19 protein-coding genes and 1 riboswitch are annotated in these 21,501 nt (G+C 43.6%); of the genes, 8 read left to right on the forward strand and 11 right to left on the reverse strand.

Annotated features, from left to right (window positions below; translation table 11 throughout):
• The first annotated feature begins 499 nt into the window (after positions 1-499).
• Positions 500-3,070: an ATP-dependent chaperone ClpB gene (gene clpB, locus DQN58_RS01425; RefSeq protein ID WP_006719569.1), complete on the forward strand. Its 2,571-nt coding sequence runs from the start codon at positions 500-502 to the stop codon at positions 3,068-3,070.
• Between the two features lie 99 nt (positions 3,071-3,169).
• Here the strand turns inward: clpB and DQN58_RS01430 are convergent, their stop codons facing one another.
• Positions 3,170-3,670 carry a surface-adhesin E family protein gene (locus DQN58_RS01430; protein ID WP_032998013.1) on the reverse strand — a complete coding sequence of 167 codons (501 nt, stop codon included), beginning with the start codon at positions 3,668-3,670 and terminating at the stop codon, positions 3,170-3,172.
• Positions 3,671-3,854: 184 nt separating this feature from the next.
• Between DQN58_RS01430 and purM the strand changes: the two genes are divergently transcribed.
• Together purM and purN are read left to right on the forward strand one after the other, a co-directional pair.
• A complete protein-coding gene (gene purM / locus DQN58_RS01435) occupies positions 3,855-4,895 on the forward strand; it encodes a phosphoribosylformylglycinamidine cyclo-ligase (protein ID WP_006719571.1) in 1,041 nt (346 codons plus the stop codon).
• On the forward strand, positions 4,895-5,533 hold the full coding sequence (gene purN, locus DQN58_RS01440) for a phosphoribosylglycinamide formyltransferase (RefSeq protein WP_006719572.1): 639 nt from the start codon (positions 4,895-4,897) through the stop codon (positions 5,531-5,533). Before purM ends, purN begins: the two co-directional genes overlap by 1 nt.
• 35 nt (positions 5,534-5,568) lie before the next feature.
• Here the strand turns inward: purN and DQN58_RS01445 are convergent, their stop codons facing one another.
• Positions 5,569-6,384 carry a Cof-type HAD-IIB family hydrolase gene (locus DQN58_RS01445; RefSeq protein ID WP_006719573.1) on the reverse strand — a complete coding sequence of 272 codons (816 nt, stop codon included), beginning with the start codon at positions 6,382-6,384 and terminating at the stop codon, positions 5,569-5,571.
• Between the two features lie 155 nt (positions 6,385-6,539).
• Here DQN58_RS01445 and DQN58_RS01450 point away from each other — a divergent pair, with 155 nt between their 5' ends.
• A complete protein-coding gene (locus DQN58_RS01450) occupies positions 6,540-7,226 on the forward strand; it encodes a phosphoribosyltransferase family protein (protein WP_032998016.1) in 687 nt (228 codons plus the stop codon).
• Between the two features lie 109 nt (positions 7,227-7,335).
• A complete protein-coding gene (gene nfuA / locus DQN58_RS01455) occupies positions 7,336-7,920 on the forward strand; it encodes a Fe-S biogenesis protein NfuA (protein ID WP_006719576.1) in 585 nt (194 codons plus the stop codon).
• 49 nt (positions 7,921-7,969) lie between these two features.
• On the opposite strand, the gene brnQ is transcribed toward nfuA, so the two are convergent.
• On the reverse strand, positions 7,970-9,472 hold the full coding sequence (brnQ, locus tag DQN58_RS01460) for a branched-chain amino acid transport system II carrier protein (protein ID WP_006719577.1): 1,503 nt from the start codon (positions 9,470-9,472) through the stop codon (positions 7,970-7,972).
• A gap of 25 nt (positions 9,473-9,497) precedes the next feature.
• On the opposite strand from brnQ, the gene pyrG reads away from it, so the two are divergent.
• From pyrG to eno, 3 genes are all read left to right on the forward strand, one after another.
• Positions 9,498-11,132, forward strand: a complete 1,635-nt coding sequence (pyrG, locus tag DQN58_RS01465) for a glutamine hydrolyzing CTP synthase (RefSeq protein WP_006719578.1) — start codon at positions 9,498-9,500, stop codon at positions 11,130-11,132.
• Between the two features lie 144 nt (positions 11,133-11,276).
• Positions 11,277-11,376: riboswitch (TPP riboswitch) on the forward strand.
• Positions 11,377-11,434: 58 nt separating this feature from the next.
• Entirely contained in the window at positions 11,435-12,097 is a 663-nt protein-coding gene (gene thiE, locus DQN58_RS01470; RefSeq protein WP_006719579.1) for a thiamine phosphate synthase, read from the forward strand.
• A gap of 201 nt (positions 12,098-12,298) precedes the next feature.
• Positions 12,299-13,609 carry a phosphopyruvate hydratase gene (gene eno, locus DQN58_RS01475; RefSeq protein ID WP_006719580.1) on the forward strand — a complete coding sequence of 437 codons (1,311 nt, stop codon included), beginning with the start codon at positions 12,299-12,301 and terminating at the stop codon, positions 13,607-13,609.
• Positions 13,610-13,711: 102 nt separating this feature from the next.
• Here the strand turns inward: eno and ruvX are convergent, their stop codons facing one another.
• The 8 genes from ruvX to alaS form a co-directional block, all read right to left on the reverse strand.
• Positions 13,712-14,131, reverse strand: a complete 420-nt coding sequence (gene ruvX, locus DQN58_RS01480; RefSeq protein WP_006719581.1) for a Holliday junction resolvase RuvX — start codon at positions 14,129-14,131, stop codon at positions 13,712-13,714.
• Positions 14,131-14,688, reverse strand: coding sequence for a YqgE/AlgH family protein (locus DQN58_RS01485; RefSeq protein ID WP_032998018.1), 558 nt, complete (start codon positions 14,686-14,688; stop codon positions 14,131-14,133). Before DQN58_RS01485 ends, ruvX begins: the two co-directional genes overlap by 1 nt.
• A 16-nt stretch (positions 14,689-14,704) precedes the next feature.
• Positions 14,705-15,439 carry a 16S rRNA (uracil(1498)-N(3))-methyltransferase gene (rsmE, locus tag DQN58_RS01490; RefSeq protein ID WP_032998019.1) on the reverse strand — a complete coding sequence of 245 codons (735 nt, stop codon included), beginning with the start codon at positions 15,437-15,439 and terminating at the stop codon, positions 14,705-14,707.
• A gap of 81 nt (positions 15,440-15,520) precedes the next feature.
• Positions 15,521-15,838 (reverse strand): met regulon transcriptional regulator MetJ, encoded by a 318-nt coding sequence (metJ, locus tag DQN58_RS01495; protein ID WP_006719619.1) that lies wholly within the window; start codon positions 15,836-15,838, stop codon positions 15,521-15,523.
• A gap of 150 nt (positions 15,839-15,988) precedes the next feature.
• Positions 15,989-16,876, reverse strand: coding sequence for a UTP--glucose-1-phosphate uridylyltransferase GalU (galU, locus tag DQN58_RS01500; protein ID WP_006719620.1), 888 nt, complete (start codon positions 16,874-16,876; stop codon positions 15,989-15,991).
• Positions 16,877-16,946: 70 nt separating this feature from the next.
• Complete coding sequence (locus tag DQN58_RS01505; protein WP_006719621.1) at positions 16,947-18,311, reverse strand: phosphohexomutase domain-containing protein; 1,365 nt, start codon at positions 18,309-18,311, stop codon at positions 16,947-16,949.
• A gap of 40 nt (positions 18,312-18,351) precedes the next feature.
• The gene (csrA, locus tag DQN58_RS01510; protein WP_006719623.1) at positions 18,352-18,534 is read right to left on the reverse strand and encodes a carbon storage regulator CsrA; all 183 of its coding nucleotides are present in this window, start codon (positions 18,532-18,534) and stop codon (positions 18,352-18,354) included.
• A 139-nt stretch (positions 18,535-18,673) separates the two neighbouring features.
• Entirely contained in the window at positions 18,674-21,298 is a 2,625-nt protein-coding gene (gene alaS / locus DQN58_RS01515; protein WP_006719624.1) for an alanine--tRNA ligase, read from the reverse strand.
• Positions 21,299-21,501: the final 203 nt, after the last annotated feature.

Consider the following 21,501-nt stretch of genomic DNA (forward strand, 5'->3'; position numbering starts at 1 on the left):
TGTGTCGAAAGACACCGCCCTGTTCGAAAGGGATTAAGACTTATCACCGCTTTGCCGGCTATCAAGCATTTGCAGTCGAAAGACACCGCCCTGTTCCAAAGGGATTGAAACGAATATGGGATATTGATATTAATTTCGTTCATTTGTCGAAAGCCCCGCCCTGCTCCAAAGGGATTGAAATGCGTTTAATGGGCGCTAAAATACGATTTAAACCTGTCGAAAGACCTCACCCTGCTCCAAAGGGATTGAAACTCTGGGTGGTATTTGATTGCCATTCTTTTATATGTCGAAAGACCCCGCCCTGCTCCAAAGGGATTCTCCATCAATCACCAAAGTGCGGTGTGTTTTTTAAATAAATCACGCCAATCAAGTTTCTACTAATTAATCGGCAAGACTAAATTTTTTCATTTTTTCTCTTGAAATCCCTCAAAACGATCTTATTTAAATTTGGCGAACAAATGTTCAACAGAACATCCATGGAACGAAGAAGGAAATACTTATGAATATTGAAAAATTTACGACCAAATTCCAACAAGCCATTGCTGAAGCGCAATCTTTAGCGATTGGCAAGGATAATCAATTTATTGAACCGGTGCATTTATTGAGTGCCTTGTTAAATCAACAAGACGGTTCGGTGGCACCGATTCTAACCGCAAGCGGTGTGAATGTTGCCGCGTTGCGCAACGAACTCAACAACGAACTTGCCAAACTTCCGCAAGTGTCCGGCAATGGCGGTGATGTACAACTTTCCCGTCAGTTGCTTAACCTTTTGAATTTATGCGATAAATTGGCGCAACAACGGCAGGATAAATTTATTTCCTCCGAACTCTTTTTACTTGCCGCCTTAGAAGAAAAAGGCGCCGTCAGCGAAATACTGAAAAAGTGCGGTGCGAAAAAAGACCAAATTTTACAAGCCATCGATCATATTCGTGGAGGACAAAACGTGAATGACCAAAATGCGGAAGAAAGCCGCCAAGCCTTAGAAAAATATACTATCGACTTAACTGCCCGCGCGGAAAGCGGCAAATTGGATCCGGTGATTGGGCGTGATGAAGAAATCCGTCGCACCATCCAAGTGTTGCAACGCCGTACTAAAAATAACCCGGTACTTATCGGTGAACCTGGCGTGGGTAAAACCGCCATTGTGGAAGGGTTGGCACAACGTATTGTGAACGGCGAAGTGCCGGAAGGTTTAAAAAATAAACGCGTACTTTCACTTGATATGGGCGCGTTAATCGCCGGCGCAAAATATCGCGGTGAATTTGAAGAACGCTTGAAAGCCGTTTTGAAAGAATTGGCGCAGGAAGAAGGCCGTGTCATTTTATTTATTGATGAAATTCACACCATGGTGGGTGCGGGTAAAACCGATGGTGCCATGGATGCGGGCAACTTGTTAAAACCAAGTTTGGCACGCGGTGAATTGCATTGTGTAGGCGCGACTACGTTAGACGAATATCGCCAATACATTGAAAAAGACGCGGCTCTTGAACGTCGTTTCCAAAAAGTGTTTGTGGGCGAACCAAGCGTGGAAGATACCATTGCTATTTTGCGTGGCTTAAAAGAACGTTATGAAATCCATCACCACGTGCAAATTACCGACCCGGCTATTGTGGCAGCGGCAACATTGTCCCATCGTTACATTTCCGATCGCCAGTTACCGGATAAAGCCATCGACTTGATCGACGAAGCCGCATCCAGCATTCGGATGGAAATCGACTCCAAACCACAGCCGTTGGATCGCTTGGATCGCCGTATTATCCAACTCAAATTGGAACAACAGGCGTTACAAAAAGAAGATGACGATGCCAGCCGCAAACGCTTGGAGATGTTAGAAAAAGAATTATCGGAAAAAGAACGGGAATACGCTGAATTAGAAGAAGTGTGGAAATCTGAAAAAGCCGCGCTTTCGGGCACCCAACACATTAAAGCTGAATTGGAAAACGCCCGTACCCAAATGGAACAAGCCCGTCGTGCTGGTGATTTGAGCAAAATGTCCGAATTGCAATACGGTAAAATTCCGGAATTGGAAAAACAATTAGCGGCAGCAGAAGGTGCGGAAGGCAAAGAAATGAGCCTATTACGCTATCGTGTTACCGACGAGGAAATTGCTGAAGTGCTTTCCCGCGCCACCGGCATTCCGGTCTCCAAAATGATGGAAGGTGAAAAAGAAAAACTCTTGCGCATGGAAGAAGAATTGCACAAACGCGTTATCGGGCAAAACGAAGCCGTGGATGCCGTGGCGAACGCCATTCGTCGTAGTCGTGCCGGTCTTTCCGATCCAAATCGCCCAATTGGTTCCTTCTTGTTCTTAGGGCCAACCGGTGTGGGTAAAACCGAATTGTGTAAAACCTTGGCGAAATTCTTATTCGACAGCGAAGATGCCATGGTGCGTATTGATATGTCCGAATTCATGGAAAAACACAGCGTGTCCCGCTTGGTCGGCGCACCTCCGGGTTATGTGGGCTATGAAGAAGGCGGCTATTTAACCGAAGCCGTACGTCGTCGCCCGTATTCTGTGATTTTGCTCGACGAAGTGGAAAAAGCGCACCACGATGTGTTCAACATCTTGTTGCAAGTGTTGGATGACGGCCGTTTAACCGACGGACAAGGCAGAACCGTGGATTTCCGCAATACGGTGGTAATCATGACGTCTAACTTGGGTTCCGATTTGATTCAAGGCAACCAAGAAGAAAGCTACGACGACATGAAGACGTTAGTGATGTCTGTGGTGAGCCAACATTTCCGTCCGGAATTTATTAACCGAATTGACGAAACCGTGGTGTTCCATCCGTTGAATAAAGACAACATTCGCGCCATTGCGGAAATTCAGTTAAAACGCTTAATCAACCGCATGGAAAGCCGTGGCTATGTGTTGCACTTTACGGATGCCACCCTCAATTTCATTAGCGAAATCGGCTATGACCCGATTTACGGCGCGCGTCCGTTAAAACGTGCGATTCAGCAAGAAATTGAGAACCCGTTAGCGCAACAAATCCTTTCCGGTAGTTTATTACCGGAAAAACCGATTAGCGTGGATTATGTTGACGGCAAAATTGTAGCAAAACAATAAAACATAAAAAAACAAAAGCCATTTAGTGAACGCTAAATGGCTTTTTTGTTATCTCGATGACAGAAAGTGCGGTCAAAATCCACCGCACTTTTTCTTTTCTTATTTCCGACGGTACATGTTCGCACACATCACTTGCCCTAACGTATAAAGGGAAGATTGTGGCTGTAACGCGATAGTATGTTGAGATTGGCGTTTCGGCGCGGTGCGAATACCGTCACCCCAAAAATCAGCGTAGAAATCGCTGCGCACGTGGGTGAAATAGTGACTCTCACAATTTAAAATTTTATATTGGCGCATGGATTTGGCATAAAGCGTCGGATGATCTTTGAATACATATAACCCTTTGTCCAAGTTAATCACCACATCAAAATGAATCAGGCGTTTGTCCTTGTTATCCACCCAAACGGAATTGGTGTCCACATAATAAAAAATACCCGGCACAAGTTGTAAAAAGCCGTTTTTCGTTTCTTTTGGCGGAACAAGCGGCACATCGCCCTGCGCTTTCGCATTGACTTGTGAATTTAACGCCGGCTTGGTTGAAGGCGAGGAAGAGCAAGCAGCCAATAAAAGTGCGGTTAAAAATACAAACGTTTTTTTCATATTAGACTCCTTATTCACGCCAAAGGGCACTATTCCTATGCCTTTCATTTTGGCACAATTCTTATTCAATAGCTAATTGAAAGCCGGCTTTCGGAGAAAAATTCTTTACACGTATCGCAAACGTTTGCGTAAGCGTGTACAATGGCGCCCTAATTAATTTAGTCATCATTAACGGGAAGCCATCGTGAGTACACAATCCTTAAGTTATAAAGATGCCGGCGTGGATATTCATGCAGGTAATGAATTAGTTGAACGCATTAAACCAGAAGTGAAACGCACCACTCGTCCTGAAGTGATGGGCGGTTTAGGCGGTTTCGGCGCACTTTGTGCCATTCCGTCTAAATATAAAGAGCCGATTTTGGTATCAGGTACTGACGGTGTCGGCACAAAATTGCGTTTAGCCATTGATTTAAATCGTCACGACAGTATCGGTATCGATTTGGTGGCAATGTGCGTAAACGATTTGGTGGTACAAGGTGCCGAACCGTTATTCTTCCTGGATTATTATGCCACAGGCAAATTGGATGTAGATGTTGCCGCCAACGTCATTAAAGGCATTGCAAATGGTTGTGAACAATCCGGCTGTGCTTTAGTGGGCGGCGAAACGGCTGAAATGCCGGGCATGTACCACGAAGGCGATTACGACCTTGCCGGTTTCTGCGTCGGCGTGGTGGAAAAATCGGAAATCATTGATGGCAGTCAAGTCAAAGTTGGCGATGCGTTAATCGCCCTCGCTTCTAGTGGCCCACACTCTAACGGCTATTCTTTAATTCGCAAAGTGATTGATGTTGCCGGTGTGAATCCAGCTGAAGCACAGTTAGAGGGCAGTCCATTAGCCGACCATGTACTGGCACCGACAAAAATCTATGTGAAATCCATTCTGCAATTAATCAAACACGTAAATGTTCACGCTATCGCTCACTTAACCGGTGGTGGTTTCTGGGAAAATATCCCGCGCGTGTTACCAAACAGCGTCAAAGCGGTGATCAATGAAAACAGCTGGCAATGGCCTGCGGTGTTTGATTGGTTGCAACAACAAGGCAATATCACCGACTACGAAATGTATCGCACGTTTAACTGTGGCGTGGGTATGGTGATTGCATTGCCGCAAGAAGACGTGGAAACCGCACTAGGTCTGCTACAACAGGCTGGTGAAAACGCTTGGGTCGTCGGGGATATTCAACATCTCGCTGATGAAAACGAACCGCAAGTTGTTATTCGTTAATGAAAAAAATCGTTGTTCTTATTTCCGGTTATGGTGCGAATTTACAGGCGATTATTGATGCTTGTGAATCGCGCTATATTGACGGTGAAGTCGTTGGCGTATTCAGCAATCGAGCGGATGCCTTTGGACTGCAACGGGCAAAAAGTGCGGGTATTTTTCACCGCACTTTTTTACGTAGCGATTATGCCGACAACCTCGCCATGGATCGCCATATCGCCGATGAAATCGACAATCTCGGCGCGGATTTAATCGTGCTGGCCGGCTACATGAAAATCCTCACGGCGGAATTTACCCAACGCTTTGCGGGAAAAATTCTCAACATTCACCCTTCTTTATTGCCCAAATATCCTGGGCTGCATACCTACCAACGGGCAATCGAAGCCGGTGAGACGGAACACGGCATGACCATTCATTTTGTCAATGAAGAAGTTGATGGCGGCGCCATTGTGTTACAAGCCAAAGTGCCTATTTTTGCCGAAGATGATATTGCAGATATTGAGCAACGGGTCAAAGAACAAGAAATTCGTTTTTATCCGTTGGCAATAAAATGGTTTGCTGAGGGAAGACTCAGGTTAATCGACAATCATGCCTATTTAGACGGCAACCGCTTACCACCGCAAGGTTATGCGATTGACTAAAGATATAAAAAACGCGCTTTTCAGCGCGTTATTTTTTATTCGTTAATTAATCCGGCTTTGATAAGGAATCGATAAATGCCGTCTTGATCAAGCGGTTCCGCCACATGATCGGCAATCGCTTTGAGTTTTTCATTGCCATTGCCCATCGCCACACCTACGCCCACGGTGCTTAACATTTCCAAATCGTTTAACTGATCGCCGAACGCCATGACATTGTCCATTTGTAGTCCCAAGTGTTTGACCACCGCTTGAATACCGCGAGCCTTTGAACCTTCTGCATCGAATAAATCCACAGAATCTTCATGCCAACGCACCACGCGCAAGCCATCTAATACGCCTGAATTTTGCACCAATTCATCATGCTCTGCGCGATAAAACGGCAGAACTTGGCCAATATCATTTGTTTCAAAAAAGGTTTTATCCACAATATAATCTTTCAAGATCGGATCCATCGCGAACTGCACCACTGAATTCCGCTCTGAAACTGCCACCGTATGATCCGCGACAAACGCATAAGGCATATTATGTTGCTCAAAAAAATGCACCAAACGGCGAATTTTTTCCGTTGGAATCACATGTTTCTCAATCACTTGCCCACGATAACTTGCCATCTGCCCGTTCATGGTCACAAATAAATCAATGCCTTCCTGCTCAATCACCTGATTTAATTTATGCGGGAAAGCACAACGAGTACGCCCTGTGGCAATGGCAGGAATAATGCCGTTTTCTTTCAATTTACGCATAAACACAGGCACCGTTGCCGGCAGAAAATCACGTTGTTTCATAAACAACGTGTCATCGATATCAAAAAAGACCACTTTGATTTGGTCTCGATAATTCGGAATGCTCATGTTTTTTCTCTTCTATTAAATTCAGTGTCTGGCAGAAATGTTGCCTGATTTTAGCATTTTTGCGAGGCAGATCCTAAAATCGGGCAAAAAAACAACGAAAAAAAGCACCGCACTTTATGATGTGCCGGTTTTCTTAATCAAGTGCGGTCGCTTTTATGAACGTTTTTCGATCCAGCTGCGTGCATTGCCATGCGCCTCTTAAACTAGCCAAACATGGCTTATGTAGCCGTTGTAATCGAACGATTCGGCGTTTTCCTTATTGCGGTTGCTGTGGCTCAGAGCTGATGGAAAATGCCTTGCATTGTGGCAACTGTTTACAGCAGGAACCGGCGTGGGATCGCATGGTGATTATAGGTCGTTACAACGAACCGCTTTCCACGCTGATTCATCGCTTTAAATTTCAAAAACAATTTCAACTCGACCGCACTTTAGCACGCCTGTTGTATTTGGCCATCCGCGAAGCTCGACGAAATCATCAATTGCCTTTGCCTGAGGTGATCCTGCCCGTGCCGTTACATCATGTTCGACAATGGCAACGGGGATATAACCAAGCAGATTTATTGGCGCACCAACTGAGCTCATGGCTTAAGATACCCGCCAAAAACGACTTAATCATCCGTGCCAAACGTACACCGACTCAACGAGGCCTTAGTGCTAAAGATCGACGACAAAATCTCAAAAATGCGTTTCAACTTTCCGCTAAAGCCCGAGATTTTCCTTATCGTCACGTTGCCTTAATAGACGATGTGATCACCACCGGCGCGACGTTAAACGAAATCGCCAAGCTATTACGCAAAGCGAATGTTACACATATTCAAGTGTGGGGATTGGCGCGAACATAAAACGCATGATAAGGCAGCGGTATTTTTTATTACACCAAAAGGTGGAAAAAAAACCGCATGAAGCGTATCATATCCGACAAATTTAATTAGGTTTTATTGTGGGAGCGTTATGCAACAAATTACCATTTCAGCGGAAGCACAAGCACATTTCCGCCGTTTATTAGATCAGCAAGAAGAAGGCACTAACATTCGTATTTTCGTTGTCAATCCCGGTACGCCAAGTGCCGAGTGCGGTGTGTCTTACTGCCCACCCAATTCGGTGGAAGCAAGCGATACCGAAATGAAATACGACACCTTTTCTGCCTTTGTGGATGACATCAGTCTGCCATTTTTGGAAGATGCAGAAATCGACTATGTCACGGAAGAATTAGGCGCACAACTCACCTTAAAAGCACCAAACGCTAAAATGCGCAAAGTGGCAGACGACGCGCCGTTAATCGAACGCGTGGAATACGTCATTCAAACTCAAATCAACCCTCAATTAGCAAGTCACGGCGGTAAAATCACCTTATTAGAAATCACCGATGACGGCTATGCGATTCTACAATTCGGAGGCGGTTGCAACGGTTGCTCCATGGTGGATGTCACCTTGAAAGACGGCGTAGAAAAACAATTAATCAGCCTCTTCCCGGATGAATTAAAAGGCGCAAAAGATGTGACGGAACACCAACGCGGCGAACATTCTTATTATTAAACCCAAACAAAAAACCACCGAAAAGGTGGTTTTTTGTTGTCTTTGAAAACTATTTTGCACGTTTACCAACCAACATGGTCAAGAACATCACGCCTAACGCCGGAATTAACCACGCCAAGCCATTATCATATAATGGGAAATTGCCAAGGAATTGTTTCACGCTGTCAGACAATAATCCCACGTTATTTAAGCTGTCGCACAGACTAAAACACACGGTGACCGCAATCGTGGCGTTATAGGTTAATTTCACACGTGGCAATTTAGCACGGACGAATTGCAATACCACCAACATGATTGCCACCGGATAAATTAATAACAATGCAGGAATAGTTACTTGTAATAATTTCGTTAAGCCGTTTTCGGAAATGATGGTCGTCATGATAGTAAATACCACCACCCAAAAGGCGTACGGTAAGCGGTTGGAGAATTTAGCGAAATAGTAAGCACAAGCACTGGTCACGCCCACTAAGGTGGTTAAACTTGCCAAGAAGATGATACCGGACATAATCCAAGAACCTTCTTTGCCAAATAACACGTTTACATAACGAGAGAAAATTTGACCGCCGTTGCTAGCGCCTTGCGCCACTTGGTCACTGGTCGCACCAAGATAGAAAAGGGAAAAATAAAGTGCGGCTAATAAAACCACTGAAATGCAGCCCGCAGAAATGGTGTAACGCATGATTTTTTGCGGTTCAGTGACGTTTTTCGCACTTAACGCACGTGCAACAATGCCGCCGAAAGCAATTGCCGCTAAGACATCCATGGTTTGATAACCGCTAATTAAACCGGTGGTCAACGCGGAGCTGTCCGCATAACTTTTGCTTGGTGCGGCAATGTCAGACAATGGCGACATAAAGACTGTCACAGTGACCACCACCAATAACACCAATAACGCCGGGGTCATAAATTTGCCTACGCTGGAAATAATGGTGTTTGGTTTTAGCATGAATAACATAGCAATAATGTTAAAGACTACGGCAAAAATCAGGTGATTTGCCGGTGTATCCGAGACAATCTCTAACGGCACCAACGCCATTTCATAGGCTACGTTGGTAATTCGCGGCATCGCAAACGTAGAACCAATCACTAAATATAAGGTGGCTAAAAATAAAATTTCCGCCCATTTTGGTAGGTCGCGAGTAAGTTCTTCGCCACGTCCTAAAACAGACACAATCACTAAGGTGATAAATGGCATTAACACACCGGTCACAACAAAACCTAATGCCGCTGTTGCCCAATGTTGCCCAGCAGTGTAGCCTTCCATAGGTGGGAAAATGATGTTTCCTGCACCTAAAAACAGGGCAAAAATCATCATACCTAAAACAACAATATCTTTACGTGAAAACATAATAAATTTCTCTTTTGTTATAAAAAGTCGGCGGATTTTACACCAAAAATAGCGAATTTCGTAATAAAACATAAAAAAAGTGTGATATTTTTCCACCGCACTTTCTGTCAAATCCGCAAGCGCGGCGATTGAGTTCATCGGACCTTTGTTGTAAACTAGGCTCCCGTCTTGATAGATTATCTTTATTCTAATTTTTCCATTCATTCCAATAGCAACAAACAGGTTTCTTATGGCTACCAATTATATTTTCGTCACAGGCGGCGTGGTTTCTTCGCTTGGTAAAGGTATTGCAGCAGCGTCCCTTGCGGCAATCTTAGAAGCGCGTGGCTTGAACGTCACGATCATGAAACTCGACCCTTATATCAACGTCGATCCGGGCACCATGAGCCCGACCCAGCACGGTGAAGTTTTCGTGACCCAAGACGGCGCGGAAACCGATTTAGATTTAGGTCACTACGAACGTTTTATTCGTACCAAAATGACCAAACGTAACAACTTCACGACCGGTAAAATCTATTCCGAAGTGTTACGCAAAGAGCGTCGCGGAGATTATTTAGGCGCGACCATTCAAGTGATTCCACACATTACCAACGAAATTAAAGCACGCGTGATTGATGGCGCAGCGGGGCATGATGTGGCCATCGTAGAAGTAGGTGGCACAGTGGGCGATATTGAATCCCTCCCATTCTTGGAAGCCTTGCGCCAACTTGCCGTACAAGTGGGACGTGAACGCACGATTTTCATGCACTTAACGCTTGTTCCTTATATTCCGACCGCCGGCGAAGTCAAAACCAAACCAACACAACATTCCGTGAAAGAATTGTTGTCCATCGGGATTCAACCGGACGTGCTGATTTGCCGTTCCGACCGCATGATTCCACCAAATGAACGCGCCAAAATTGCGTTATTCTGTAACGTACCGGAACGCGCGGTGGTTTCCCTGAAAGATGTGTCTTCTATTTACCAAATCCCGGCACTTTTAAAATCTCAAGGATTGGACGATTTCATTTGCAATCGCTTCCACCTAACTTGCCCGGAAGCAGATTTGTCCGAATGGGAACAAGTGTTGTATCAACAAGCCAATCCGACAGGCGAAGTCACCATTGGTATGGTGGGCAAATACACTGAATTGCCGGATGCGTATAAATCCGTAAACGAAGCCTTAAAACACGCCGGTTTGAAAAATCGCTTGAGCGTAAATATTAAATACATCGACTCACAAGATGTAGAAACCAAAGGCGTCGACATCTTAAAAGGCTTAGACGGTATTTTAGTACCAGGCGGCTTCGGCTATCGTGGTGTGGAAGGCAAAATCCTCACCGCCAAATATGCCCGCGAAAACAACATTCCCTATTTAGGTATTTGCTTAGGGATGCAAGTGGCGCTCATCGAATTCGCCCGTAATGTTGCCGGCATGACCCAGGCAAACTCTTCCGAATTCGACCGCACTTGTCCTCAACCGGTGGTAGGTTTAATCACCGAATGGCAAAATGCAGAAGGCAATACGGAAGTCCGCAGTGATGAATCCGATTTAGGTGGCACCATGCGTCTTGGCGCACAAAAATGCCATTTAATTGAAGGCAGCTTAGCACGTCAATTATACGGGGCTGAAACCATTGAAGAACGCCATCGTCACCGTTACGAAGTCAATAACGTATTGCTTCCGCAAATCGAAAAAGCAGGCTTAAAAGTGACCGGTTTATCCGCCGATAAGAAACTGGTGGAAATCATTGAAGTGCCGAACCACCCTTGGTTTGTCGCTTGCCAATTCCACCCGGAATTCACCTCTACGCCACGTGATGGTCACCCGTTATTCGAAGGCTTTGTGAAAGCGGCAAAAACCAATCAGAAAAAATCCGACTAACGGCTTTCTGAAAAATTGAAATGAAAGTGCGGTCAGAAAAACACTTGGATTTTTGACCGCACTTTTTTATTTTCTCGCCGTGATCCACTTCACAAAAAATGGCCTTTGCTCTTGTTCTGCCTCTTGCCTTTCACTATATTGAGAACCCTCTTGTCGGAGTGCCGGAAGGCTGAGATCGCAATGAACGCGAGATCCGTGGAACCTGTGGATTAATCCCCGCGCAGGGAACAAGTTATTAGCAATTTGCATTTCATCACACCTTCCGCACAAGCTACCTTTTATTTACCTTACCGGAGATTGCCATGTCGGAAGCTGTGTCTCATTTATCAGAAATCATCCCGCCTAAAGCGCCTTTTGCGCCCACCGAATTTAAGTTGGGATTGTATGTCATCGTGGACAGTTACGAATGGATTGAACGGCTCATTCATGCCGGCGTGAAAACCTTGCAAATTCGCATTAAAGATCGCTCGCCGGAACAAGCAGAAGAGGAAATCGCCCGTTGCATTGCCTTAGCCAAACAACATCAAGTGCGGTTATTTGTAGATGATTTTTGGTCGTTAGCGATTAAATATCAGGCTTATGGCGTCCATCTTGGGCAGGAGGATTTGCTCACAGCGGATTTAAACGCCATCCAACAAGCAGGACTGCGTCTCGGTGTTTCCACCCACAATCAAGAAGAAGTCGATCTGGTGTTACCGTTGCGCCCTTCCTATGTTGCCCTCGGGCATATTTTCCCGACGCAAACGAAAGACATGCCTTCCGCCCCTCAAGGTATTACCAATTTAGCTGCACAGGTAAAAAACTTAGGTAAAATGCCGACTGTCGCAATCGGCGGTATTAGTGCCTCACATTTCCCCGATATTTTGGCCACAGGAGTCGGTAGCATTGCCGTGATTTCTGCTGTAACCAAAGCGCAAGACTGGCAACGTGCGGTGAAAAATTTACAGCAATATTTTGTCGAATAACGGGCTATTTTCGTTCAAATTTATGGCGCACCATCTCGAAAAATTCATCTTAAAATTGAACCGCACTTCAGACGCAGTAAAACATAGAGCAAAATCAAATTGTCTGTAGTTTTTGCAAGACAAAGGAACAAAATAGCTTTATGATACCGACATTTTTAGAGCAAACTAACCCGTTTTAATTAACTTAATGAGGAAAATAAAATGGCAAAAATCGTTAAAGTCATTGGTCGTGAAATTATCGACTCCCGTGGTAACCCAACAGTGGAAGCCGAAGTCCATTTAGAAGGCGGATTCGTCGGTCTTGCAGCAGCGCCATCAGGAGCATCTACCGGTTCTCGCGAAGCGTTAGAATTACGTGACGGCGACAAATCCCGTTTTTTAGGTAAAGGCGTATTAAAAGCGGTTGCCGCAGTAAACGGACCAATTGCCGAAGCAATTCTTGGTAAAGATGCGTCTAACCAAGCTGAAATCGACCAAATCATGATCGATTTAGATGGCACTGACAACAAATCTAACTTCGGTGCAAACGCCATCTTAGCGGTATCCTTAGCAAACGCAAAAGCAGCCGCAGCGTCTAAAGGTTTACCACTTTACGCTTACATCGCTGAACTTAACGGCACACCAGGCGTTTACGCTATGCCATTACCAATGATGAACATCATCAACGGTGGTGAGCACGCAGACAACAACGTTGATATCCAAGAATTCATGATTCAACCGGTTGGTGCGAAAACCTTACGTGAAGCACTTCGTATCGGTGCGGAAGTATTCCACAACTTAGCGAAAGTATTAAAATCTAAAGGCATGAGCACCGCAGTTGGTGATGAAGGTGGTTTCGCACCTAACTTAGCCTCTAACGCAGACGCGTTAGCCTGTATCAAAGAAGCGGTAGAAAAAGCAGGTTATGTATTAGGTAAAGACGTGACTTTAGCAATGGACTGCGCATCTTCTGAGTTCTACAACAAAGAAACCGGCAAATATGAAATGAAAGGCGAAGGCCGTTCATTCACTTCTCAAGAGTTCACACACTATCTTGAAGAATTAACCAAACAATACCCAATCGTGTCTATCGAAGACGGTCAAGATGAATCAGACTGGGAAGGTTTTGCATATCAAACTAAAGTGTTAGGCGACCGCGTTCAATTAGTGGGCGACGACTTATTCGTAACTAACACTAAAATTTTAAAAGAAGGTATCGAAAAAGGTATCGCAAACTCCATCTTAATCAAATTCAACCAAATCGGTTCTTTAACCGAAACCTTGGCTGCGATTAAAATGGCGAAAGATGCTGGTTACACTGCTGTGATCTCTCACCGTTCAGGTGAAACCGAAGATGCGACTATTGCTGACTTAGCCGTGGGTACCGCAGCAGGTCAAATCAAAACCGGTTCTATGAGCCGTTCTGACCGTATTGCGAAATACAACCAATTAATCCGTATCGAAGAAGCATTAGAACGCGCAGGTACACCTGCTCCGTTCCCAGGCTTGAAAGCGGTTAAAGGTCAAGCTTAATTAATAACCATCGCGGTTATTAAAACGCGCTAAAAGAACACCGCACTTTTTGTTGAAAGATAAAAAGTGCGGTGATTTTTTTATGTGTTTTTTTAAAGCAATTTATTCACAGTATTGCTCAAACCAACTTTCCAATATTAAACAAGCAGAAATACCGTCCACTTTACTTTTATTCAAAGCTCGATAACCGCCCCGCCCAAAAATTTCGCTACGGGCTTCTGTGGTAGTTAAGCGTTCGTCCTGTAACTCCACCGGCAAATTGAAACGCCCATGAAGGCGGTTAGCAAATTTTTTTGCCCGTAAAGTTAACGGCTGTTCCGTACCGTCCATGTTCAATGGTAACCCCACCACAAGTCGTTCAGGTTGCCAATCTTGAATACACTTTTCAATGGCTTCCCAGTTTGGAATACCGTCTTGCGCCTTGAATGCGGGTAAGGATTGCGCCGTGCCGGTAATACTTTGCCCGACCGCACAACCGATACTTTTTGTGCCGAAATCAAAGGCGATAACCGTAATGCCCATTAACTGTGCCCTACCTGACCGGCAAAATTATGGGAATCAATACCTAACAATTGGTTTGCTGCAAGCCAGCGCTCTTCGTACGGCAAATCAAATAAAATCTGCTCGGTTGCTGGTACAACTAACCAAGAGTTATTCATAATTTCCCGTTCCAACTGATTCGGTTCCCAACTCGCACAACCAAGTGCTACCAAATATTTTTCCGGCTCCAATAGCGTGCCGAAAGTATCCACGACATCCGCTGAAGTCGTCAGCATGAGGTTGTCGTTCACCCGATAACTGTGATCAAAAGGCTCATGAGTATTAGTATGCAAAATAAAACCACGATCGACATTGACCGGTCCACCGGCAAGCACCAACTTATCGCTATAAGTGCGGTTGCTGACCATCATGAAATTCATCTTGGCGCCCAGCTCCGCAATACTTAAATCTGTCGGTTGATTTAACACTAATCCCATAGAACCTTTTTCATTATGTTCACAGATATAAATCACCGAGCGGTAAAAATAACTGTCATCTAAATTCGGCATTGCAATCAAGAGATGATCTTGTAAATCCATCATATTTCGTTTTTCTCTATCCTAAATCACCAAAACACACTTGCAAGGCGGTAATTGCCGCCATCGCTGCGGTTTCAGTGCGTAATACACGTTTTCCTAATAAGACTTCCACAAAGCCATGTTCCTCGGTTTGTGCAATTTCTTGTGGGGACAAACCGCCTTCCGAACCGATTAATAAGCGAACCCCCGCCTTAGAGATTGCCGGCAGAGTACGAATGGAATAACTGGCTCTTGGATGTAAATTTAATTTGAGTGCGTCATCCGGTTCGGCACACCATTGTTGTAATTTCATTAACGGACGAATTTCCGGGATGGTATTCCGTCCGCACTGTTCGCAGGCAGCAATCGCAATTTTTTGCCATTGCTGAATTTTTTTCTCCATGCGTTCACCGTCTAATTTCACGCCACAACGTTCCGACCACAGAGGCGTAATGACATTCACACCCAGTTCAACGGATTTCTGAATAGTAAATTCCATGCGTTCCCCACGGGAAATCACTTGTCCTAAATGGATCGCAAGTGGACTTTCACGATCATCTAACTGACGACTCAAAATATCGACATCAACGGATTTTTTCGTGATCGCATTGATGACAGCTTGATAGATATGGTTACTGCCATCAAAAAGTTCAAGTTGATCGCCCGGTTGCATACGCAAAACACGAGCGACATGGTTGGCACCATCTTCAGAAAGTGCGCAGGAGGTAAGTGAATTAAGAGAAGTTGGATGATAAATTCGAGGTATTCGCATAATAGAACAAATAAGTAAAAATAATTTGTTCTATCATAGCAGAAAAGCAGATGGCAAAACGAAAAATGCGAAGTGAAAAAATTAATATTCCCACTGTGTCGGATCAATGCCCAACTCGCGCATAATTTTTTTCGCTTCTTCCGGAATTTCGTCACTACGTTCTTTTAACAGGTCTTCATCTGTTGGCAAAGGTTGACCTGTAAAAGCATGTAAAAATGCTTCGCATAACAGTTCACTGTTGGTGGCGTGACGCAAATTACGAATTTGGCGACGGGTACGTTCATTGGTCAAAATTTCAAGCACTTTAATCGGAATAGATACTGTAATCTTTTTAACTTGTTCGCTTTTTTTACCGTGTTCCGCATAAGGACTGATATATTGTCCGTTCCAATCCGCCATAATTGATTCCTAAAATAACCTTATTAATTGTCGAGATATTCTAATAAAAAATAATAAAAATAACAATCTAGCCGTGAAGACTGCTAGATTTCCAGCGCTAAAAATAGAAAAAATAAAGGCATCTTATCGATGCCTTTTTATTCAACAAAATTAAAATGTTTTTACTAAATCTTTTAAATAAGATTTAAATTCACCACCCAGTTTATTGTGATGCAAACCATATTCTACGAAGGCTTTCATATAACCAATTTTATCACCGCAATCGTAAGAAACGCCGGTCATATGGAACGCTTCGACAGTTTCTTTTTCAATTAACATATCAATCGCATCGGTTAATTGAATTTCATCACCAACACCAATCGGTGTTCTTTCCAACAAATCCCAAATAGCCACAGAGAACACATAACGTCCCACAACTGCTAGATTAGATGGCGCTTCATCAACACTTGGTTTTTCCACAATGCTATTAATTTTCGCACTTTCTCCCGGTGGAATTTCAACACCGCCGCAGTCAGCAATACCGTAGCTGCTGACAGCTTCCGCTGCAACAGGACTTACCATGATTTGGCTGGCTTTCGTTTGATTGAAACGTTTTAACATTGCTGCTAAATTTTCTTTTTTCTGGTTCGCAGAAAATTCCGCTAATAACACATCTGGCAAGATCACCGCAAAAGACTCATCTCCAACTAACGGACGACCACATAATACGGCGTGACCCAAGCCTTTCGCATTCCCTTGGCGAACATGCATGATGGTGACATCTTTTGGCACAATAGAACGAACTTCTTCCAAGAGCTGACGTTTTACCCGTTTTTCTAACATCGTTTCCAATTCGAAAGAGGTATCAAAATGGTTTTCGATAGCATTTTTGGAAGAGTGGGTAACCAACACAATTTCTTTGATGCCCGCGGCAACACATTCATTTACAACGTACTGAATAAGTGGTTTATCCACCAGCGTTAACATTTCCTTTGGAATCGCCTTTGTTGCAGGCAACATACGTGTGCCTAAGCCGGCAACAGGAATAATTGCTTTCATGTCTATTTTCCTTATATAAAAAGACCGCACTTCTCTCTTCGGAAAAGTGCGGTAAGTTTTTTATGTGTTTTTACTGGCGAAGTAATGCCAAAATCTCTTCGGTTTTTTCCGCCATCAGTTGTTTATCACCACGGGTTTCTAGGTTCAAACGAACCACCGGCTCGGTATTTGATGAACGCAGGTTAAAACGCCAATTTGGATATTCAATACTAATACCGTCAATATCATCAACGCGAACAGCGTTTTTTTCATACGCAGCACGTACACGTGCAATGGCGCTTTTCGCATCGGCTAATTTGCTGTTAATTTCGCCTGGAGACGGGAAGGTATTCACGCTATTGTTCACTAGCTCACCTAATGATTTACCGGTAACAGAAACAAGTTCCATCACAAGCAACCATGGGATCATACCACTATCACAATAGAAGAAATCACGGAAATAATGGTGTGCGCTCATTTCACCGCCGTAAATTGCGTCTACTGCACGCATTTTCTCTTTAATGAAAGAATGACCTGATTTAGACATAACAGCCTCGCCGCCATTTTCTTCTACTAATTTCACCGTATTCCAAATTAAACGCGGATCATAAATAATTTTCGCGCCTTTATTTTTTTGCAGGAACGCTTGGCTTAACAAGCCGACAATATAGTAGCCTTCGATAAAATTCGCGTGTTCATCAAATAGGAAACAACGGTCAAAATCACCATCAAAGGCAATTCCCATATCCGCTTGATTTGCCAAAACAGCATCAATCGTATCTTGGCGGTTTTCCGGCAATAAAGGATTAGGAATACCATGTGGGAATGTCCCATCCGGATTGTTATGAACCTTAATAAACTCGACCGGCACTTGTTTTGCTTTAAATTGAGCTTCAATTGCGTCAATAACGTGTCCTGCCGCGCCATTACCGGCGTTAATCACTAACTTTAAAGGCTTCAACTGTGCCAAATTAATGTAGGACAACAAGTGTTCAACGTAATCGCCTAGCACGGAAAGCTGTTTATATTCACCACGTTGAATCACTGGTGGAAAATTATTCTCTTCTGCCAAACGTTGAATATCCGCCAAGCCAGTATCTGCACTAATCGGACGGGAACCTTCACGTACTAATTTAAGTCCGTTGTAATCCATTGGATTGTGGCTTGCGGTAACTTCAATACCGCCATCGGTTTTCAAAAATGACGTAGCAAAATAGACTTCCTCTGTCCCCGTTTCACCTAAATCAATTACATTAACTCCGGAATCCAATAATCCATTTGTTACCGCACTTTTTAGTTCTTTGCTCGTTAAACGAACATCTCCACCAACGACAATGGTTTTAGGCTTCAAAAACTGCCCAAATGCACGACCTATACGATAAACAATATCCACGTTTAACTCTTCGCCTAAGCGACCACGGATATCGTAAGCTTTAAAGCAAGTCAATTTACTCATAACTACTCCATTTTAATTGTCCATAAAATGAAATTTGCTACTATGCTTTGTTTTCATCCTTCGCTTGATGAATACGCTGGTAAATTTCTTCTCTATGAACAGAAACATCCTTGGGGGCTTGCACGCCAATTTTTACTTGGTTGCCTCGTATATTGAGAATCGTGATAGAAACATCATCGCCGATGAGCAAGCTCTCGCCAACTTTACGGGTTAAGATCAGCATATAAACTCCTCACCTTTTATAGTTTATTTCCAACTTCCCTATTTTGCTTCCAACATCCCTATCAAACATTAAACAATACTTTGTACTTTGGCACTCATGAAATCATAAGTACCCATAATTAATTAACAAGAAACAAAGATTACAAATTTGCTTTTAACCAATCAGAGCAAACAGATAATGCTTTGTTGATATTTTGTGGTTCAGTACCACCGGCCATCGCCATATCCGGGCGACCACCGCCTTTACCACCGACTTGTTGAGCCATTAAATTCACGAGCTCACCGGCTTTTACTTTGGCGGTTAGATCCTGAGTTACGCCAACAATTAAGTTAACTTTTTCATCCAACGCGGAAGCAAACACCACGACGGCAGAGCCTAACTGATTTTTCAGGCTATCAACCATTGCGCGTAAAGACTTCGCTTCAATACCATCAAGCTGCTGCACAATCACAGAAACACCATTAATTTCGACCGCACTTTTCGCCAAGTCATTACCAGCCTGAAGTGCAGCTTTTTCTTTTAATGTTTGTAACTCTTTTTCAACTTTCTTATATTTATCTTGCAACAGAGAAATCTTATCCGTAACGGAATTAACGTCCGATTTCAGTAATTCAGCGCTTTGATTCAATAAAGTTTGTTGATGTTGTAACCATTCAATCGCAGTTTCACCGGTAATCGCTTCAATTCGACGAATACCTGCTGCCACAGCAGTTTCTGTGACGATTTTAAATAATCCGATATCTCCCGTACGTTTTGCATGAATACCACCACACAACTCAATAGAGAAATCACCCATCGTTAAGACACGAACTTGTTCGGAATACTTCTCACCGAATAACGCCATAGCACCTTTTGCTTTTGCGGCTTCCAACTCCATAATGTCAGTTTGGATTGGATTATTTGCTCTCACTTGCTGGTTCACAATACGTTCAACTTCAGCTAATTGTGCTTTGCTAATTGCTTCATGTTGAGCAAAGTCAAAACGTAACAACGTATCGGAAACAAGTGAGCCTTTTTGCGCGACATGTTCACCTAATACTTGACGTAATGCAGCATGCAACAAGTGTGTTGCGGAGTGATTTAACGAAATACGTTGACGGCGAACATCGTCAACCACTGCATTTACAGACTGCCCAACAGATAAACTACCTTGGGTAAGCTCACCAATATGACCAAACACTTGACCATATTTTTGAGTGTCTTTTACGTCAAAACAAAAACCATTGCCTTCTAAACGGCCGATATCACCAATTTGACCACCTGATTCCGCATAGAATGGCGTATTATCTAAAATAACCACTGCACTTTGACCGGCTGAAATCGATTCCACCGGATTTCCCTCATGGAAAAGTGCGGTCACTTTTGCCAGTGTTTCTGACTCGGTATATCCTTCAAAACGGGTTGTCCCGTCAACACGGATTACACTGTTATAGTCCATGCCGAATTGACTTGCAGATTGTGCGCGAACTCGTTGCAATTCCATTTCACGCTCGAAACCTACTTCATCAATGGCAATACCACGCTCACGGCAAACATCTGCGGTTAAATCTAATGGGAAACCATAGGTATCATATAACTTAAAGGCCACTTCACCGGATAAAACATTCTCTTTTACATTGGCTAACGCTTCATCCAACAAAGTCAAACCACGTTCTAATGTGCGAGCAAATTGTTCTTCTTCCAAGCGCAAGAATTTTTCCACTGTCGCTTGCTGTTTTTTCACTTCTTCACCGGCCTCTGCCATCACATCAATCAGTGTTGGGACGAGTTTGTAGAAGAATGCTTCTGTTGCACCGAGTAAATGCCCATGACGTACTGCGCGACGAATAATACGACGAAGGACATAACCACGCCCTTCATTGGAAGGAACCACACCGTCAGCAATTAAATAAGCGCAAGAACGAATATGGTCGGCAATAACACGTAATGATTTATTGGCTAAATCTTTCTCGCCGGTTAACTCTGCCACTTTGGCAATTAAGGTTTTAAAAATATCAATATCATAGTTGGAGTTGACGTGTTGCAATACGGCACTGATTCGTTCCAACCCCATACCGGTATCCACAGACGGTTTTGGAAGTTTCTCCATTGTGCCGTCAGCATGGCGGTTAAATTGCATGAACACGATGTTCCAGATTTCAATATAGCGGTCACCATCCTCCTCAGGAGAACCCGGAGGGCCACCCCAAATATGATCACCATGATCGTAGAAAATTTCAGTACAAGGACCGCAAGGACCGGTATCGCCCATTTGCCAGAAGTTATCCGACGCATAAGGCGCTCCTTTGTTGTCGCCAATACGAATAATACGCTCTGCAGGAATACCGATTTCTTTATGCCAAATGTTGTAGGCTTCATCATCGGTTTCGTACACGGTCACCCATAATCTTTCTTTCGGTAAGCCCAACCATTGTGGTGAAGTTAAAAATTCCCAACCGTAATGAATTGCATCTTGTTTAAAATAATCACCAAAGCTGAAATTACCTAACATTTCAAAGAAAGTATGGTGTCTGGCGGTATAACCCACATTTTCTAAATCGTTATGTTTTCCCCCCGCGCGTACACAGCGTTGTGCTGTAGTTGCTCGGGTATAAGGGCGTTTTTCTAATCCTAAAAAAACATTTTTAAATTGGTTCATTCCTGCGTTGGTAAATAATAACGTCGGATCATTGTCTGGAACCAAAGAACTACTTGCTACAACTTGATGCCCTTTACTATGGAAAAAATCAAGGTACGACTGTCGAATTTGTGCTGTTGTTTTCATGTACACGCCTTAGCTTTTAAATCTTATTAAATACCGTCAATTCACGGAGTAACTCTGTATTCTTACATATTTTTGAAATTTATAAAAAAACTTTTTATACCGCACACTTTATTTTCTAATAATAGAGAAAATAAAACCGCACTTACGCTCTAAATTCGTGAAAGTGCGGTCGGTTTTTATAATATTTTTAATAACTGGCTACG

The organism is Aggregatibacter segnis ATCC 33393 (genome assembly GCF_900476035.1).
Taxonomy (GTDB): Bacteria; Pseudomonadota; Gammaproteobacteria; order Enterobacterales; family Pasteurellaceae; genus Aggregatibacter; species Aggregatibacter segnis.

Excerpts from the sequence above, each read along its gene's own strand:
- eno (WP_006719580.1), top strand. The coding sequence starts at position 12,299 with ATGGCAAAAATCGTTAAAGTCATTGGTCGTGAAATTATCGACTCCCGT.
- ruvX (WP_006719581.1), bottom strand. The coding sequence starts at position 14,131 with ATGGGCATTACGGTTATCGCCTTTGATTTCGGCACAAAAAGTATCGGT.
- nfuA (WP_006719576.1), top strand. The coding sequence starts at position 7,336 with ATGCAACAAATTACCATTTCAGCGGAAGCACAAGCACATTTCCGCCGT.
- DQN58_RS01445 (WP_006719573.1), bottom strand. The coding sequence starts at position 6,384 with ATGAGCATTCCGAATTATCGAGACCAAATCAAAGTGGTCTTTTTTGAT.
- pyrG (WP_006719578.1), top strand. The coding sequence starts at position 9,498 with ATGGCTACCAATTATATTTTCGTCACAGGCGGCGTGGTTTCTTCGCTT.
- galU (WP_006719620.1), bottom strand. The coding sequence starts at position 16,876 with ATGAAAGCAATTATTCCTGTTGCCGGCTTAGGCACACGTATGTTGCCT.
- DQN58_RS01485 (WP_032998018.1), bottom strand. The coding sequence starts at position 14,688 with ATGGATTTACAAGATCATCTCTTGATTGCAATGCCGAATTTAGATGAC.
- clpB (WP_006719569.1), top strand. The coding sequence starts at position 500 with ATGAATATTGAAAAATTTACGACCAAATTCCAACAAGCCATTGCTGAA.
- DQN58_RS01430 (WP_032998013.1), bottom strand. The coding sequence starts at position 3,670 with ATGAAAAAAACGTTTGTATTTTTAACCGCACTTTTATTGGCTGCTTGC.
- thiE (WP_006719579.1), top strand. The coding sequence starts at position 11,435 with ATGTCGGAAGCTGTGTCTCATTTATCAGAAATCATCCCGCCTAAAGCG.
- csrA (WP_006719623.1), bottom strand. The coding sequence starts at position 18,534 with ATGCTGATCTTAACCCGTAAAGTTGGCGAGAGCTTGCTCATCGGCGAT.
- rsmE (WP_032998019.1), bottom strand. The coding sequence starts at position 15,439 with ATGCGAATACCTCGAATTTATCATCCAACTTCTCTTAATTCACTTACC.
- brnQ (WP_006719577.1), bottom strand. The coding sequence starts at position 9,472 with ATGAATGGAAAAATTAGAATAAAGATAATCTATCAAGACGGGAGCCTA.
- DQN58_RS01450 (WP_032998016.1), top strand. The coding sequence starts at position 6,540 with ATGAACGTTTTTCGATCCAGCTGCGTGCATTGCCATGCGCCTCTTAAA.
- alaS (WP_006719624.1), bottom strand. The coding sequence starts at position 21,298 with ATGAAAACAACAGCACAAATTCGACAGTCGTACCTTGATTTTTTCCAT.
- purN (WP_006719572.1), top strand. The coding sequence starts at position 4,895 with ATGAAAAAAATCGTTGTTCTTATTTCCGGTTATGGTGCGAATTTACAG.
- DQN58_RS01505 (WP_006719621.1), bottom strand. The coding sequence starts at position 18,311 with ATGAGTAAATTGACTTGCTTTAAAGCTTACGATATCCGTGGTCGCTTA.
- metJ (WP_006719619.1), bottom strand. The coding sequence starts at position 15,838 with ATGGCGGATTGGAACGGACAATATATCAGTCCTTATGCGGAACACGGT.